The 14,893-nt window shown below is 63.6% G+C and carries 25 protein-coding genes; all 25 read right to left on the reverse strand.

All coding sequences use genetic code 11. The features are described 5' to 3' along the window. Positions 1-4: 4 nt before the first annotated feature. The gene (rplO, locus tag ACVCMG_RS04895; RefSeq protein ID WP_447099479.1) at positions 5-442 is read right to left on the reverse strand and encodes a 50S ribosomal protein L15; all 438 of its coding nucleotides are present in this window, start codon (positions 440-442) and stop codon (positions 5-7) included. Then, positions 442-639 carry a 50S ribosomal protein L30 gene (gene rpmD / locus ACVCMG_RS04900; protein WP_136259077.1) on the reverse strand — a complete coding sequence of 66 codons (198 nt, stop codon included), beginning with the start codon at positions 637-639 and terminating at the stop codon, positions 442-444. The genes rplO and rpmD overlap by 1 nt, the downstream gene beginning before the upstream one ends. Then, positions 632-1,141 (reverse strand): 30S ribosomal protein S5, encoded by a 510-nt coding sequence (rpsE, locus tag ACVCMG_RS04905; protein WP_136259078.1) that lies wholly within the window; start codon positions 1,139-1,141, stop codon positions 632-634. Before rpsE ends, rpmD begins: the two co-directional genes overlap by 8 nt. 151 nt (positions 1,142-1,292) lie before the next feature. Then, on the reverse strand, positions 1,293-1,646 hold the full coding sequence (gene rplR / locus ACVCMG_RS04910; protein WP_136259079.1) for a 50S ribosomal protein L18: 354 nt from the start codon (positions 1,644-1,646) through the stop codon (positions 1,293-1,295). Between the two features lie 102 nt (positions 1,647-1,748). After that, a complete protein-coding gene (gene rplF, locus ACVCMG_RS04915) occupies positions 1,749-2,276 on the reverse strand; it encodes a 50S ribosomal protein L6 (protein WP_447099333.1) in 528 nt (175 codons plus the stop codon). Positions 2,277-2,287: 11 nt separating this feature from the next. Beyond that, positions 2,288-2,683 carry a 30S ribosomal protein S8 gene (rpsH, locus tag ACVCMG_RS04920; protein ID WP_395117275.1) on the reverse strand — a complete coding sequence of 132 codons (396 nt, stop codon included), beginning with the start codon at positions 2,681-2,683 and terminating at the stop codon, positions 2,288-2,290. A gap of 224 nt (positions 2,684-2,907) precedes the next feature. Continuing rightward, positions 2,908-3,213 carry a 30S ribosomal protein S14 gene (gene rpsN / locus ACVCMG_RS04925; protein WP_395117272.1) on the reverse strand — a complete coding sequence of 102 codons (306 nt, stop codon included), beginning with the start codon at positions 3,211-3,213 and terminating at the stop codon, positions 2,908-2,910. A gap of 63 nt (positions 3,214-3,276) precedes the next feature. Further along, a complete protein-coding gene (rplE, locus tag ACVCMG_RS04930; RefSeq protein WP_395121356.1) occupies positions 3,277-3,819 on the reverse strand; it encodes a 50S ribosomal protein L5 in 543 nt (180 codons plus the stop codon). Positions 3,820-3,827: 8 nt separating this feature from the next. Beyond that, positions 3,828-4,142 carry a 50S ribosomal protein L24 gene (rplX, locus tag ACVCMG_RS04935; protein WP_136259084.1) on the reverse strand — a complete coding sequence of 105 codons (315 nt, stop codon included), beginning with the start codon at positions 4,140-4,142 and terminating at the stop codon, positions 3,828-3,830. A gap of 15 nt (positions 4,143-4,157) precedes the next feature. Further along, complete coding sequence (rplN, locus tag ACVCMG_RS04940; protein ID WP_395117270.1) at positions 4,158-4,526, reverse strand: 50S ribosomal protein L14; 369 nt, start codon at positions 4,524-4,526, stop codon at positions 4,158-4,160. Positions 4,527-4,541: 15 nt separating this feature from the next. Continuing rightward, positions 4,542-4,802: a 30S ribosomal protein S17 gene (gene rpsQ, locus ACVCMG_RS04945; RefSeq protein ID WP_136259086.1), complete on the reverse strand. Its 261-nt coding sequence runs from the start codon at positions 4,800-4,802 to the stop codon at positions 4,542-4,544. Between the two features lie 12 nt (positions 4,803-4,814). Next, the gene (gene rpmC, locus ACVCMG_RS04950; protein ID WP_136259087.1) at positions 4,815-5,000 is read right to left on the reverse strand and encodes a 50S ribosomal protein L29; all 186 of its coding nucleotides are present in this window, start codon (positions 4,998-5,000) and stop codon (positions 4,815-4,817) included. Next, entirely contained in the window at positions 5,000-5,413 is a 414-nt protein-coding gene (gene rplP, locus ACVCMG_RS04955; protein ID WP_136259088.1) for a 50S ribosomal protein L16, read from the reverse strand. Before rplP ends, rpmC begins: the two co-directional genes overlap by 1 nt. A 12-nt stretch (positions 5,414-5,425) precedes the next feature. Beyond that, positions 5,426-6,178 (reverse strand): 30S ribosomal protein S3, encoded by a 753-nt coding sequence (gene rpsC / locus ACVCMG_RS04960; protein ID WP_447115013.1) that lies wholly within the window; start codon positions 6,176-6,178, stop codon positions 5,426-5,428. Between the two features lie 15 nt (positions 6,179-6,193). Beyond that, entirely contained in the window at positions 6,194-6,529 is a 336-nt protein-coding gene (gene rplV, locus ACVCMG_RS04965) for a 50S ribosomal protein L22 (protein ID WP_007082179.1), read from the reverse strand. Further along, a complete protein-coding gene (gene rpsS, locus ACVCMG_RS04970) occupies positions 6,529-6,801 on the reverse strand; it encodes a 30S ribosomal protein S19 (protein WP_108473256.1) in 273 nt (90 codons plus the stop codon). The genes rplV and rpsS overlap by 1 nt, the downstream gene beginning before the upstream one ends. Before the next feature lie 12 nt (positions 6,802-6,813). Then, the gene (gene rplB / locus ACVCMG_RS04975; RefSeq protein ID WP_395117268.1) at positions 6,814-7,638 is read right to left on the reverse strand and encodes a 50S ribosomal protein L2; all 825 of its coding nucleotides are present in this window, start codon (positions 7,636-7,638) and stop codon (positions 6,814-6,816) included. A 17-nt stretch (positions 7,639-7,655) separates the two neighbouring features. Next, positions 7,656-7,949, reverse strand: a complete 294-nt coding sequence (rplW, locus tag ACVCMG_RS04980) for a 50S ribosomal protein L23 (RefSeq protein ID WP_395117266.1) — start codon at positions 7,947-7,949, stop codon at positions 7,656-7,658. Next, the gene (gene rplD, locus ACVCMG_RS04985; protein WP_395117264.1) at positions 7,946-8,548 is read right to left on the reverse strand and encodes a 50S ribosomal protein L4; all 603 of its coding nucleotides are present in this window, start codon (positions 8,546-8,548) and stop codon (positions 7,946-7,948) included. Before rplD ends, rplW begins: the two co-directional genes overlap by 4 nt. Positions 8,549-8,559: 11 nt before the next feature. Then, positions 8,560-9,201 (reverse strand): 50S ribosomal protein L3, encoded by a 642-nt coding sequence (gene rplC / locus ACVCMG_RS04990; protein ID WP_395117262.1) that lies wholly within the window; start codon positions 9,199-9,201, stop codon positions 8,560-8,562. Positions 9,202-9,221: 20 nt separating this feature from the next. Next, positions 9,222-9,533, reverse strand: a complete 312-nt coding sequence (gene rpsJ / locus ACVCMG_RS04995; protein ID WP_007082173.1) for a 30S ribosomal protein S10 — start codon at positions 9,531-9,533, stop codon at positions 9,222-9,224. Between the two features lie 534 nt (positions 9,534-10,067). After that, on the reverse strand, positions 10,068-11,258 hold the full coding sequence (gene tuf / locus ACVCMG_RS05000) for an elongation factor Tu (RefSeq protein WP_395117250.1): 1,191 nt from the start codon (positions 11,256-11,258) through the stop codon (positions 10,068-10,070). Between the two features lie 158 nt (positions 11,259-11,416). Next, positions 11,417-13,534, reverse strand: coding sequence for an elongation factor G (fusA, locus tag ACVCMG_RS05005; protein ID WP_395117261.1), 2,118 nt, complete (start codon positions 13,532-13,534; stop codon positions 11,417-11,419). A gap of 192 nt (positions 13,535-13,726) precedes the next feature. Further along, positions 13,727-14,194, reverse strand: a complete 468-nt coding sequence (gene rpsG, locus ACVCMG_RS05010) for a 30S ribosomal protein S7 (protein ID WP_007514548.1) — start codon at positions 14,192-14,194, stop codon at positions 13,727-13,729. 203 nt (positions 14,195-14,397) lie between these two features. Then, the gene (rpsL, locus tag ACVCMG_RS05015) at positions 14,398-14,772 is read right to left on the reverse strand and encodes a 30S ribosomal protein S12 (RefSeq protein ID WP_007083021.1); all 375 of its coding nucleotides are present in this window, start codon (positions 14,770-14,772) and stop codon (positions 14,398-14,400) included. Between the last annotated feature and the right edge of the window lie 121 nt (positions 14,773-14,893).

The raw sequence follows: 14,893 nt of genomic DNA on the forward strand, positions 1-14,893 counted from the left end.
CGTCTTACTCCACGCTTCCGCCGGCCGCCTCGATGGCCGCCTTCGCGCCCGCCGTGGCCAGCAGACCGGACAGCTTCACCGCGCGACCGATCTCGCCCTTCAGCACCACCTTGACCTTCTTGGCGCGGCTGTCGATCAGGCCAGCCTGATGCAGCGCGACCACGTCGATCACGTCGCCCTTGAGGTTGGCCAGCTGATACAGGAATACTTCCTGGCTCTGCGCCTTCAGCTTCGAGCGGAAGCCGACCTTCGGCAACCGGCGGTTCAGCGGCATCTGGCCGCCTTCGAAACCGAACTTGTGGGTGCCGCCCGCGCGGGCATGCTGACCCTTGTGGCCGCGACCGGCCGTCTTGCCCAGGCCCGAACCGATGCCGCGACCCACGCGCAGGCGGGTCTTGCGGGAACCGGCGGCCGGCTTGATGTCATTCAGACGCATGATGATTACTCCTCGACCCGGACCAGGTAGTAGACCGTGTTGATCAGCCCACGCACCTGCGGGCTGTCCTTCAGCTCGCGCACGTCGTTGACCTTGCCCAGACCCAGCGCCTTGACGCTGAGGCGATGGCGCGCCTGCACGCCGCGCAGGCCCTTGACCAGGCGCACGCGCACGGTGGCAGCGGATTCGTTCTTCTTAGCCATTGCCCAGCACCTCTTCCAGACTCTTGCCCCGCTTGGCGGCGATCTTCTTGGGCGAGGCAACCGCCTGCAGGCCCTTGATGGTGGCGCGCACCAGGTTGATCGGATTGCGCGAACCGACGGCCTTGGCCAGCACGTTCTTGACGCCGACCACTTCCAGCACCGCACGCATGGCGCCGCCGGCGATCACGCCGGTACCTTCGGAAGCCGGCTGCATGTACACGCGGGCCGCACCATGGTTCGCCTTGATGGCGTACCACAGGGTGCCGTTGTTCAGTTCGATGTTGACCATCTGGCGGCGGGCACGCTCCATCGCCTTGGAAATGGCCACCGGCACTTCACGCGCCTTGCCATAGCCGAAGCCGACCTTGCCCTCGCCGTCACCGACCACGGTCAGTGCAGTGAAGCTCATCTGGCGGCCACCCTTGACGGTCTTGGCCACCCGGTTGACGGCAATCAGCTTCTCGAGCAGGCCGTCCGAATTTTCGCGATCGTTAGAAGACATGTTCTATTCCGTGTGCCCGGACCATCCGGGGCTTTTGCTTGCGGCTTGGCCGCTTGTAGTTGTATGTGCTGCCAGGATCAGCAACCGGATTGGCGACTCGCGGAAGCGGGCTCTTTCGAATCCCGAATCCCGCGCCCCGCATCCCGGCGCCTCAGAACTTCAAGCCCGCCTCGCGCGCCGCCTCGGCAAGCGCCTTGATGCGGCCGTGATAGCGGAAACCGGAGCGATCGAACGCCACCGACTCCACACCGGCAGCCTTCGCGCGCTCGGCCACAGCCTTGCCCACGGCCGCCGCAGCAGCCAGGTTCTTGGTGCCCTTCAGGCCTTCGGCGACCGACTTTTGCACGGTGGAGGCAGCCGCTACCACGTTCTTGCCGGAGGCGTCGAACACCTGCGCATAAAGATGCTGCCCGGTGCGATGCACCGACAGGCGGGCCACGCCCAGCTTGCGGATGTGGCTGCGGGTGGACTTGGCGCGGCGCAGGCGATTTTCGTTCTTGTTCATCTCTCAATTCCTCGAAAGCGGATCGGCTCGGATGGCTGTCATCTGCTCTTTGTGAAAAGTCCGGCCATGGATGACCGGTCTCTACGCGCAGGGACAGCGCATTTACGCCTTCTTGGCTTCCTTCAGGGTGATCTTCTCGCCGGCATAGCGCACGCCCTTGCCCTTGTAGGGTTCGGGTGGGCGGAAGCCGCGAATCTTGGCTGCGACCTGGCCGACGACCTGCTTGTCGGTGCCCTTGATCAGCACTTCGGTCTGGGTCGGCGTTTCGATGCTGATGCCCTCGGGCGCGTCGAACACCACCGGGTGGGAGAAGCCCAGGCTGAGGCTCAGCGCCTTGCCCTGCATGGCAGCGCGATAACCGACGCCGACCAGCTCAAGCTTGCGTTCGTAACCCTGCGAGACGCCGGTGACCATGTTGGCGATCAGCGCACGCGCCGTACCGCCGAACTTGTCGTCCACGCCTTCGCCCAGCGTGACATTCGCCACGCCGCCGTCGACGGCGACCGTGACGCCCGGCAGCTGATGCACGGACAAGGTGCCCTTCGGGCCCTTCACCGAAATGTTGCCTCCGGCGATCGTCAGCTCGACGCCCTTCGGCAGGGAAATGGGTTGTTTGGCTACACGTGACATTGAAAGACTCCTTATGCCACTTGGCCGATGACTTCGCCGCCCAGGCCCTTGGCACGGGCCTGCGCATCGGTCAACAGACCAGCGGAAGTCGAGATGATCGAAATGCCCAGGCCGCCGAGGACCTTCGGCAGCTCGTCCTTGCCGCGGTAAACGCGCAGGCCGGAACGGCTGACACGGGAAATGTTCTCGATGGCGGGCTGACCGTCGAAATACTTGAGCTTGATCTCGAGCACCGGCTTGCCTTCCTCGACGGAAGTCTTGGCGTCGAGGATGTAGCCCTCGTTCTTGAGAAGGTCGGCGATGGCCACCTTCAGTTTCGACGACGGCATACGCACGACCGGCTTGCCCGTGGCCTGGGCATTGCGGACGCGCGTGAACAGATCGGCGATGGGATCAGTCATGCTCATGAAAACATCCTTCAGAGTGCACCGATATCCGATAAAACCGGAAATCAATCAGATTGTGAGCCGGCAAAGAAGCCAGCCTGCGTTGCGCAGACCGCCGACTATAGCAGCAATTTCGGGTTTTGGCGAACATCGGATGCGTTAGTCGCATCCACCGGTGGCATGCGGTGCCGCCGGTCGGATCGGTGCGCCGGAACAGCCGACGCGCCGATCCTGCAGGTTGTGAATTACCAGCTGGCCTTGCGCAGGCCCGGCACGTCGCCGCGCATGGTGGCTTCGCGCAGCTTGTTGCGACCCAGGCCGAACTTCGCGTAGACGGCGCGCGGACGACCGGTCAGGGCGCAACGCGTCCGCACGCGAACCGGGCTGGCATCGCGCGGAAGCTTCTGCAGGCTCGCCTGCGCTTCCATCTTCTCGTCGTACGAAGCCGTCGGGTTGAGCACGATCGCTTTCAGTTCGGCGCGCTTGGCGGCGTACTTCTGGATCAGCTTGGCCCGCTTGACGTCGCGGTTCACCATTGATTTCTTGGCCATAATTTATCGCTGCTCTTTCAAAGAGTCCGGCCGCGGACGGCCGGGTTCGTCAAGGATGACCGCTCAGTTCCGGAACGGGAAGCTGAAGGCCGTCAACAGGGCCTTCGCCTCGTTGTCGGTTCGCGCCGTCGTGGTGATGGAGATATCCATGCCGCGCAGAGCATCCACCTGGTCGAAATCGATCTCGGGGAAGATGATCTGTTCCTTGATGCCGAAGTTGTAGTTGCCGCGACCGTCGAACGCCTTGGCCGAAACACCGCGGAAGTCGCGCACGCGCGGCAGCGAGATGTTGATCAGGCGATCGAGGAACTCCCACATCTGCGCACGGCGCAACGTGACCTTGCAGCCGATCGGCCAGCCGTCGCGGATCTTGAACGAAGCCACCGAAACGCGGGCCTTCGTGGTGATCGGCTTCTGGCCGGCGATCTTGGCCATGTCGGCCACGGCGTTCTCGAGCACTTTCTTGTTGCCCGCCGCTTCGCCCACGCCCATGTTCAGCGTGATCTTGGTGATGCGGGGAACCTGCATCACGTTCTGGTAGCCGAACTGCTCGGTGAGCTTGCCGATTACCTGGTCTTTGTAGAATTTTTCAAGGCGCGTCATGATCGTGTTCCTTACGCGTCCACGACCTCGCCATTCGAACGGAACACGCGGACCTTGCGCCCATCAGCGAGCGTTTTGGAACCGACGCGTTCACCCTTGTTCGTGGCGGGGTTGAACAGCTGCACATTGGAGAGATGGATCGAGGCTTCACGCTCGACGATACCGCCAGCCTGGTTGGCCTGCGGGTTCGGCTTGGTGTGACGCTTGACCAGATTCACGTTGGAGACGAATACGCGATCGCCTGCAACACGCAGCACGTCGCCGCGCTGACCCTTGTTCTTGCCGGTGATCACCAGGACCTGATCACCCTTGCGGATACGGTTCATTGTCTTGACTCCGCTTCAGAGCACTTCGGGCGCGAGCGAGACGATCTTCATGAACTTCTCGTTGCGCAGCTCGCGGGTAACCGGCCCGAAGATACGGGTACCGATCGGCTCGAGCTTGTTGTTGAGGAGGACAGCCGCATTGCCGTCGAAACGGATCAGCGAGCCGTCGGGACGGCGCACGCCCTTGGCAGTACGCACCACCACGGCGTTGTACACCTCGCCCTTCTTCACCTTGCCGCGGGGAATGGCATCCTTCACGGTGACCTTGATCACGTCACCGATCGAGGCGTAACGGCGCTTGGAGCCGCCGAGCACCTTGATGCACATCACTTCCTTGGCGCCGCTGTTGTCCGCTGCGGAAAGCGTGCTTTGCATCTGGATCATGGCTGCACCCTCCCTTTAGACGTTGGCGCGCGTGATGATTTCAACCACGCGGTGATGTTTGGTCTTGGACAACGGACGGCACTCGGCGATACGCACGAGGTCACCCTCGTTCGCGCCCAGGTCGTCCTGCGCATGCAGCTTGGTCGACCGACGAATGGTCTTGCCCAGCAGCCAATGCTGCTCCTGGCGCTCGACCAGGACGGTGACCGTCTTGTCCATCTTGTTGCTGGTGACGCGACCCTCGAGGGTGCGTGCCTTCTTCTGGTTCTCGCTCATCTCGGCCGTCCCTTACTTCTTGCTGCCGAGCACGAATTTCGTGCGGGCGATGTCACGCCGAACGCGGCGAAGCTGGTGCGGCTGGGTGAGCTGGCCGGAACCCTTCTGCATGCGCAGGTTGAACTGCTCCTTGCGCAGGTCCAGCAGATGCTGGTTCAGCTCGTCGGCCGACTGGTTGTTGATATCTTTGCTGGCCATCACATCACCGCCCGTGTCACAAACTGGGTCTGCACCGAGAGCTTGGCGGCGGCCAGGCGGAACGCCTCGCGTGCCGTCGTCTCGTCGACGCCCTCGATTTCATACAGCATGCGGCCGGGCTGGATCGGGGCGACCCAGAACTCGACGCCGCCCTTGCCCGCGCCCATGCGCACTTCGATCGGCTTCTTGGTGATCGGCTTGTCCGGGAACACGCGGATCCACAGCTTGCCGCCACGCTTTACAAAGCGGGTGATGCAACGACGAGCCGCCTCGATCTGGCGCGCGGTGAGCGCACCATGCGTGGTCGCCTTCAGGCCGTACTCGCCGAAGCTGACGAGGTTGGAGCACTGGGCCAGACCGTCGTTGCGGCCTTTGAACTGCTTGCGGTACTTGGTTCGCTTGGGTTGCAACATGGCAACTCTCCCTTACTTCGCAGACCGCTCGCGACGGCCTTCACCGGCCTCGCGACGCGAATCATTACGACGGCCTTCGCTACCTTCACGGCGCGACGGCGACGGTTCGTCCTTCGACTCCTGGCTGGCAGCGGCCAGATCGAAGATCTCGCCCTTGTACACCCAGACCTTGATGCCGATGATGCCGTAGGTGGTGCTCGCCTCGGCGAAACCGTAGTCGATGTCGGCGCGCAGCGTATGCAGCGGCACGCGGCCCTCGCGGCTCCACTCGGAGCGGGCGATCTCGGCGCCGTTCAGGCGGCCGGAGACGTTGATCTTGATGCCCAGGGCGCCCAGGCGCATCGCGTTGCCGACCGAGCGCTTCATCGCGCGGCGGAACATGATGCGGCGCTCCAGCTGCTGCGCGATGGACTCTGCCACCAGCTGCGCGTCCAGCTCGGGCTTGCGCACCTCGTTGACGTTGATGTGCGTCGGGACGCCCATCATGTCGCTGACTTCCTTGCGCAGCTTCTCGATGTCCTCGCCCTTCTTGCCGATCACCACGCCCGGGCGGGCAGTGTGGATCGTCACGCGCGCGGTCTTGGCCGGGCGCTCGATCTGGATCTTCGAGATGCCGGCGGCGGCCAGCTTCTTCTTCAGCATGTCGCGGACCTTGATGTCGGCCACGAGATACTTGGCGTAATCGCCCTTGTTGGCGAACCACTTCGCGTTCCAGTCCTTGGCAATGCCGAGGCGGATACCGGTGGGATGAACTTTATGACCCATCGTCTATATCCTCAGTCAGTTGCCGACAACCACAGTGATGTGGCTGGTACGTTTCAGGATGCGCGAACCGCGGCCCTTGGCGCGGGCGTACATGCGCTTCATCGCCGGACCTTCGTCGACGAAGATGCTGGACACCTTCAGCTCGTCGACGTCGGCACCGAGATTGTTCTCGGCGTTGGCGACGGCCGACAGCAGCACCTTGCGAACCAGGTGCGCAGCCTTCTTGTTGGTATAGGTGAGCACGTCGCTGGCCCGGCCCACGGGAAGCCCGCGGACGAGGTCGGCCACCAGGCGTGCCTTTTGCGCCGAAATGCGGGCGCCGCGCAGGATCGCTTTGGCTTCAGTGCTCATCACTTGCCCTTCTTGTCGCCGACATGGCCTTTGAACGTGCGGGTCACCGCGAACTCGCCGAGCTTGTGCCCGACCATGTTCTCGTTGATCAGGACGGGCACGTGCTGACGGCCGTTGTGGATGGCGATGGTCAAGCCGACCATTTCCGGCAGGATCATCGAGCGGCGCGACCAGGTCTTGATCGGGCGCTTGTTGTTGGCGGAAACCGCAGCTTCCACCTTCTTCGCGAGGTGAAGGTCGACGAAGGGACCTTTCTTCAAAGAGCGAGGCATGTCGGCTTCCTGTTACTTGGTACGACGACGCACGATGAAGTGCTGCGTGCGCTTGTTGTTGCGGGTCTTGTAGCCCTTGGCCGGCGTGCCCCACGGGCTGACCGGATGACGACCGCCGGAGGTCTTGCCTTCGCCGCCACCGTGCGGGTGGTCGACCGGGTTCATCACCACGCCGCGGACGGTCGGGCGAATGCCTACCCAGCGCTTGGCGCCGGCCTTGCCCAGCTTCTTCAGGCTGTGCTCGCCGTTGCCGACTTCGCCGATGGTGGCGCGGCAATCGACCGAGACGCGACGCATCTCGCCGGAGCGAAGGCGCAACGTGGCGTAACCGGACTCGCGGGCAACCAGCTGCACCGAGGCGCCGGCGCTGCGGGCGATCTGCGCGCCCTTGCCGGGACGCAGCTCCACGCAGTGGATCGTGCTGCCCATCGGGATGTTGCGCAGCTGCAGGCAGTTGCCGGCCTTGATCGGCGCCTCGCGACCCGACACCAGGCGATCGTCCACCTGCACGCCCTTGGGCGCGATGATGTAGCGACGCTCGCCATCGGCGTAGCACAGCAGCGCGATGTGCGCGGTGCGGTTGGGATCGTATTCGATGCGCTCGACGCGGGCGGCGATGCCTTCCTTGTCACGCTTGAAGTCGATGATGCGGTAATGCTGCTTGTGACCGCCGCCACGATGACGCGTGGTGATCCGGCCATGATGGTTGCGGCCGCCGGTACGGGATTGCGCCTCGGTCAACGGAGCATAGGGCGCGCCCTTGTACAGGCCTTCCGTGCGGACGCTGACTGCGTCGCGGCGACCCGGCGAGGTCGGCTTGTGGTTGATTAGTGCCATTTCACAGAACTCCTGGCTCAGGCCTTGGCGGACACGTCGATGGCCTGGCCATCGGCAAGACGCACGTAGGCCTTGCGCTTGCCCTGGCGATTGCCAGCGCGGAAACGGAAGGACTTGACCTTGCCCTTGACGTTGACGAGGTTCACCTGCTCGACCTTGACGTCGAACAGCTTTTCCACCGCAGCGCGGACATCGGCCTTGGTCGCCGCGGGGGCGACCAGGAACACATACTGGTTGTGCTCGGCAAGACGCGCCGACTTCTCGGAGATATGCGGCGCACGCAGCGTATCGAGAATGCGTTCGTTGCTCATGCCAGCCACTCCTCGATCTTCTTCACCGCATCGACCGTGACCACCACGTGGTCGGAGCCGACGAGGCTGACGGGGTTCAGGCCCATCACATCCAGCACATGGATGTAGGGGATGTTGCGCGCAGCCAGGAACACGGATTCGGAGGCATCCTCGGACACCAGCAACACGCGACCGGACACGTCCAGCTCGGCCAGCTTGGCGACCATCGCGGAGGTCTTCGGCGTCTCGATGCCGAAGCTCTCGACCACCTTCAGGCGACCCTGGCGAACCAGCTCGGAGAAGATCGAGCGGATCGCGACGCGATAAGCCTTGCGGTTGACCTTCTGCTCGTAGCTGCGCGGCTTGGCGGCGAACGTGACACCACCACCGACGAAGATCGGGGCACGGTAGTCACCGTGGCGGGCGCCGCCGCCCTTCTGCTTCTTGAACTTCTTGGTGGTGCCGGACATTTCGCCGCGGGACAGCTGCGCCTTGGTACCGGCGCGGCCAGCGGCCTGATAGGCAACCACGACCTGGTGCACCAGGGCCTTCTTGTACTCGCCGCCGAACACTTCGTCCGACACGCTGAGCGGCTTGGCACCCATGACATTGAGTTCCATGGTGTCTCTCCTCAGCTCTTGGTCGTCGGGCGGATGACGACGTCGCTACCGGTGGCACCCGGTACCGCACCCTTGACCGCGATCAGATGACGCTCGGCGTCGACCTTGACCACTTCCAGGCCCTGCTGGGTACGATTCACGTTGCCCATCTGGCCGGCCATCTTCTTGCCGGGGAACACGCGACCCGGGGTCTGGCGCTGACCGATCGAGCCCGGTGCGCGATGCGACAGCGAGTTGCCGTGGGTAGCGTCGCCCATCTTGAAGTTCCAGCGCTTGATCGTGCCCTGGAAGCCCTTGCCCTTCGACACGCCGGCGACATCCACGATCTGGCCGACGGAGAACACGTCGTCCGCCTTGATCTCCGAGCCCACCGCGTACTTGCCGAGATCCTCGGCAGCAACGCGGAACTCCCACAGACCGCGACCCGGCTCGACCTTCGCCTTCGCGTAGTGGCCCTTCAGCGGCTGCGTCAGCAGGTTCGCACGCTTGCTGCCTGCGGAAACCTGGACGGCGCTGTAGCCATCGTTGTCGTCCGTCTTCACCTGGGTCACGCGGTTCGGCGTCGCTTCAATCAGCGTCACCGGAATCGAGCGGCCGTCTTCAGTGAAGAGTCGGCTCATGCCGCATTTGCGGCCAACCAATCCGATACTCATCTTCGTATCCTGTCTGTCGCTCAACCGAGCTTGATCTGAACATCGACGCCAGCGGCGAGATCAAGCTTCATGAGCGCGTCCACGGTCTTGTCGTTCGGGTCGACGATGTCGAGTACACGCTTGTGCGTACGGGTCTCGTACTGGTCGCGTGCATCCTTGTCGACGTGCGGCGACGTCAGAATGGTGTAACGCTCGATCTTGGTCGGGAGGGGGATCGGGCCGAGTACCGTGGCACCCGTGCGCTTAGCCGTCTCGACGATCTCGCTGGCGGAGCGGTCGATCAGTCGATGATCGTATGCCTTCAGCCGAATGCGAATCTTCTGGTTCGCCATAACCGTGTCCTGTTGTCGAAAGAACGTTCTGTGATGCCGGAGCGGCTTCTCACCACTCCGCACTGCCCTTTTGCCACTTGTCCGGGGCCATCGAGATCTGCCGGCCCCTTTGAAAAACACCAGGCGAGCATCGATCCGCTCGCCTGGCACAATCCGAATCTCGCGCAAAACGACGTGTCAACAGGGCTAGCCCCGCGATCACGTCGACTTGCGAAGGCCGATCCACGGCCAGCGAACTCGAAGCACGTCCTGTGCCTCATTTCGCGGTTGGTCGTCCAGAAACACGTCTGTCCGACAAGTGAGCTGCGAAGTATACCGGTAAATCCGGGATTAGTGAAGAGGTGCGAAACAACTTCACCCTCGACTCGCCCCGGGGTGAACCGGCGCGGCGCAGCCGCGGCCGGTTCAACGGCGGGAGTTGTCCCGGCAGCGCGTGGTTCCGTTCGTCCCGCGACCCCGTGACCTTTACTTCAGCCATCCTCCCTGATGGCAAAGATCAAACCGGCATCCATGCCGGAATTCCCGCAAGAACCGTTACTTGATGACCTTGGCCACCACGCCGGCGCCGACGGTGCGACCGCCTTCGCGGATGGCGAAACGCAGGCCTTCGTCCATCGCGATCGGGTGGATCAGGCTCACCACCATCTTCACGTTGTCGCCCGGCATCACCATTTCCACGCCTTCCGGCAGGGTCACGGCACCGGTCACGTCGGTCGTGCGGAAGTAGAACTGCGGGCGGTAGCCCTTGAAGAACGGCGTGTGACGGCCACCCTCGTCCTTCGACAGCACATACACTTCGGCCTCGAAGTCCGTGTGCGGGGTGATCGTGCCCGGCTTGGCCAGCACCTGGCCACGCTCCACGTCGTCGCGCTTCAGGCCGCGCAGCAGCAGGCCGGCATTGTCGCCCGCCTGGCCCTGGTCCAGCAGCTTGCGGAACATCTCCACGCCGGTGACCGTGGTCTTCTGCGTGTCGCGGATGCCGACCACTTCGATTTCGTCGCCCACCTTGATCACGCCGCGCTCGATACGACCGGTCACCACGGTGCCGCGGCCGGAGATCGAGAACACGTCTTCCACCGGCATCAGGAACGGCTTGTCGATCGTGCGCACCGGCTCGGGGATGTAGCTGTCCAGCGCGTCCACCAGCTTGATGATCGCCGGCACGCCGATTTCGCTCTGGTCGCCTTCCAGCGCCTTCAGCGCCGAACCATGGATGATCGGGGTGTCGTCGCCCGGGAAGTCGTACTTGCTCAGCAGCTCGCGCACTTCCATCTCGACCAGTTCGAGCAGCTCGGCGTCATCGACCATGTCCGCCTTGTTCAGGAACACCACGATGTACGGCACGCCGACTTGGCGCGACAGCAGGATGTGCTCGCGCGTCTGCGGCATCGGGCCGTCCGCGGCCGAGCACACCAGGATCGCGCCGTCCATCTGCGCCGCACCGGTGATCATGTTCTTCACGTAGTCCGCGTGGCCGGGGCAGTCGACGTGCGCGTAGTGGCGGGTCGGCGACTCGTATTCCACGTGCGCGGTCGAGATCGTGATGCCGCGCGCCTTCTCTTCCGGCGCCGCGTCGATCGCGCTGTAGTCCTTGAATTCTCCACCGAAACGCTCGGCACCGACCTTCGTCAGCGCCGCCGTCAGCGTCGTCTTGCCGTGATCCACGTGACCAATCGTGCCGACGTTGACGTGCGGCTTGGTGCGTTCGAATTTACCCTTTGCCATGACTTGAGACCTCTAGCTGGAACGTTCGTCAGTGCGGCGTCCGCCGCGTCGCTTTCAACCTACGCGACCCGTCGAAGGTCGCACTGCTTTTCTTGAAGAGTACGGCCATGGATGGCCGCTGTTTGATCTTGCTCTTGCGATCAGGACGATCGCGCCAATCAGGCCTTCTTGATCACCTGCTCGGCGATGTTGTTCGGTGCCTCGGCGTAGTGGTCGAACTCCATCGTGAAGGTTGCACGACCCTGGGTCAGCGAGCGGATGGTGGTCGCATATCCGAACATCTCGCCCAGCGGAACCATCGCGTCGATGGTCTTGCCCGACGGCGTGTCGTCCTGGCCCTGAAGCAGGCCGCGACGGCGGCTCATGTCGCCCATCACGTCACCGACATATTCCTCCGGAGTCACCACCTCGACCTTCATGATCGGCTCGAGCAGCACCGGATTGGCCTTGTTGAAGCCCTGCTTGAACGCCATCGAGGCGGCCAGCTTGAACGCCATTTCCGACGAGTCGACGTCGTGGTACGAACCGAACACCAGCTTCACCTTGACGCCCACCACCGGGAACCCGGCAAGCGGACCGCTGGTGATGGTCTCGCGCAGGCCCTTCTCGACCGAGGGGATGAACTCCTTCGGGATTACGCCGCCGGTGATCTCGTTGACGAACAGGAAATCGTCCTTGACGTCCGGGCTCTTGCGCTCCTCTTCCGTCATCGGCGACAGCTCGATCACGACGTGGCCGTACTGACCCTTGCCGCCCGACTGCTTGGCGTGCTTGTAGTCCGACTTGACGTCCGAAGCGCGGATCGTCTCGCGGTAAGCCACCTGCGGCTTGCCGACGTTGGCCTCGACGTTGAACTCGCGGCGCATGCGATCGACCAGGATGTCCAGGTGCAGCTCGCCCATGCCGGAAATGATGGTCTGACCGGATTCCTCGTCGGTACGGACGCGGAACGACGGATCTTCGGCAGCCAGGCGACCCAGCGCGATGCCCATCTTTTCCTGGTCCGACTTGGTCTTCGGCTCGACCGCCATCGAAATCACCGGCTCCGGGAACGTCATCCGCTCCAGGGTGATCACGTGATCCTGCGCGCACAGCGTGTCGCCGGTGGTCACGTCCTTGAGGCCGACCGCGGCGGCGATGTCGCCGGCACGCACTTCCTTCAGCTCGTGACGCTCGTTCGCGTGCATCTGCAGGATGCGGCCGATGCGCTCCTTCTTGCTCTTGACCGGGTTGTACACGGCGTCGCCCGAGTTCAGCGTGCCCGAGTAGACACGGAAGAACGTCAGCGAGCCCACGAACGGGTCGGTCATGATCTTGAACGCCAGCGCGGAGAACGGCGCGGCGTCATCGGCCTTGCGCGTGGCCGCCTGCTCGTTCTCGTCGATACCGGCCACCGGCGGGCGGTCGGCCGGCGACGGCAACAGCTGCACCACGGCGTCGAGCATCGCCTGCACACCCTTGTTCTTGAACGCGGTACCGCAGAACACGGGAATGATCTCGTTGGCGAGCGTGCGCTGGCGCAGGCCGGCAATGATCTCCTCGGTGGAGAGGTCGCCGCCTTCGAGGTACTTGTTCATCAGTTCTTCGGTGGCTTCCGCAGCGGATTCCACCATGAAGGAATGCGCCTCGGCCGCCTTGTCGGCCAGCTCGGCGGGGATGTCGTTCAGCTCGAACTTCATGCCCTGGGTTTCCATGTCCCAGCTGATCGCCTTCATGCGCAACAGGTCGATCACGCCGGTGAAGTTGTCCTCGGCACCGATCGGCACCTGCATCGGCACCGGGTGGGCACCGAGGCGCGACTTCAGCTGGCCGACGACCTTCTCGAAATTGGCGCCGGTGCGATCCATCTTGTTGACGAACGCAAGGCGCGGCACCTTGTACTTGTTGGCCTGGCGCCACACGGTCTCGGACTGCGGCTGCACGCCACCGACCGCGCACAGCACGAATACGGCGCCGTCGAGCACGCGCAGCGAGCGCTCCACCTCGATGGTGAAGTCGACGTGTCCGGGGGTATCGATGATGTTGAAGCGATGCTGCTCCATCGAACCATCCATGCCCTTCCAGAAGGCCGTGGTAGCCGCGGAGGTGATGGTGATGCCGCGCTCCTGCTCCTGCTCCATCCAGTCCATGGTGGCCGCGCCGTCATGCACCTCGCCGATCTTGTGGCTGACGCCGGTGTAGAACAGGATGCGCTCCGTGGTCGTGGTCTTGCCGGCATCGATGTGGGCCATGATGCCGAAGTTGCGGTAGCGGTCGAGGGGAGTGTTGCGTGCCATGGATGATTACCTTTGCCGGGCAGCCCTGCCCCATGTCTGGACGCGGCCGCCCGGGCCGAGAGCTTGTGAGAAATCCGCCCTTGAAGGCGGCTTGCTTTTGGCCGCCATTGAAGCGGCCCGGTATCCCTGGTCCGCCATGGACGGCGGCTTTTGTCGCTCGCCGCCACTGTTTGGCGGCAAGCGCAACTTCAATTACCAGCGATAGTGCGAGAAGGCCTTGTTGGCCTCGGCCATGCGGTGCGTCTCTTCACGCTTCTTGGCGGCGCCGCCGCGGCTTTCGGAGGCCTCCAGCAGCTCGGCAGCCAGCTTGCGCGGCATCGAGGTTTCGCCGCGCTTGCGGGCAGCATCGATGACCCAGCGCATCGCCAGCGCCATGCGACGGCCCGGACGCACCTCGACCGGCACCTGGTAGGTGGCACCACCCACGCGGCGGGACTTCACCTCGACCGCCGGGGCGATGTTGTTCAGTGCCTTCTCGACCAGGGCCACCGGCTCGGCATTCTTTTCGCCGATGTGCTGCAGCGCACCGTAAACGATGCTCTCAGCCACGGACTTCTTGCCGCTCTTCATCACCATGTTGATGAAGCGGGCAATCAGCTGGCTGCCATGCTTGGGATCCGGCAGAACCAGACGGGCGGGATGTGAACCTTTGCGCGACATGTTTGTTGTCCGTTGTTTTCGCAGGCAACCCTGCCCGCACGAAAAGCAGCCGTTATGGCCGCATCGATGTTTTTGCAGGCATCCCGCCTGCGAAGCCAAAGCGCCCGTCCATGGCCGCACTTTCCAGATGTCTCACTCTTGCAGGTGCCCGACCCGGCAACCCGGGCGGTCGACCCTGCCCGCCTGCCTGGCAGGCCCGGGCGTTACTTCTTCGGGCGCTTGGCGCCGTACTTGGAACGCGACTGGCGGCGCTTGGTCACGCCGGCGCAATCGAGGCTGCCGCGCACCGTGTGGTAGCGCACACCCGGCAGGTCCTTGACACGGCCGCCGCGGATCAGCACCACGGAGTGCTCCTGCAGGTTGTGCCCTTCACCGCCGATGTAGCTGATGACCTCGAAACCGTTGGTCAGGCGCACCTTGGCGACCTTGCGCAGGGCCGAATTCGGCTTTTTCGGGGTGGTGGTGTAAACGCGCGTGCAGACGCCGCGGCGCTGCGGGCTGCTCTGCAAGGCCGGCGAACCGCTCTTGTAGGTCTTGGGACTGCGGTTCTTGCGCACCAACTGGTTGACTGTCGTCATGCGTAGCTGTTCCTGAAAACATAAAGGCAGCCCGATCAAGCTCGGTCTGCCAAGAAGCGGGAATTTAACATGAGCCGCCTGCCATGGGCAAGCTGACGCCCTGCCGTCCTTGACCCGAACA

It is taken from the genome of Rhodanobacter sp. UC4451_H18, from assembly GCF_052978225.1.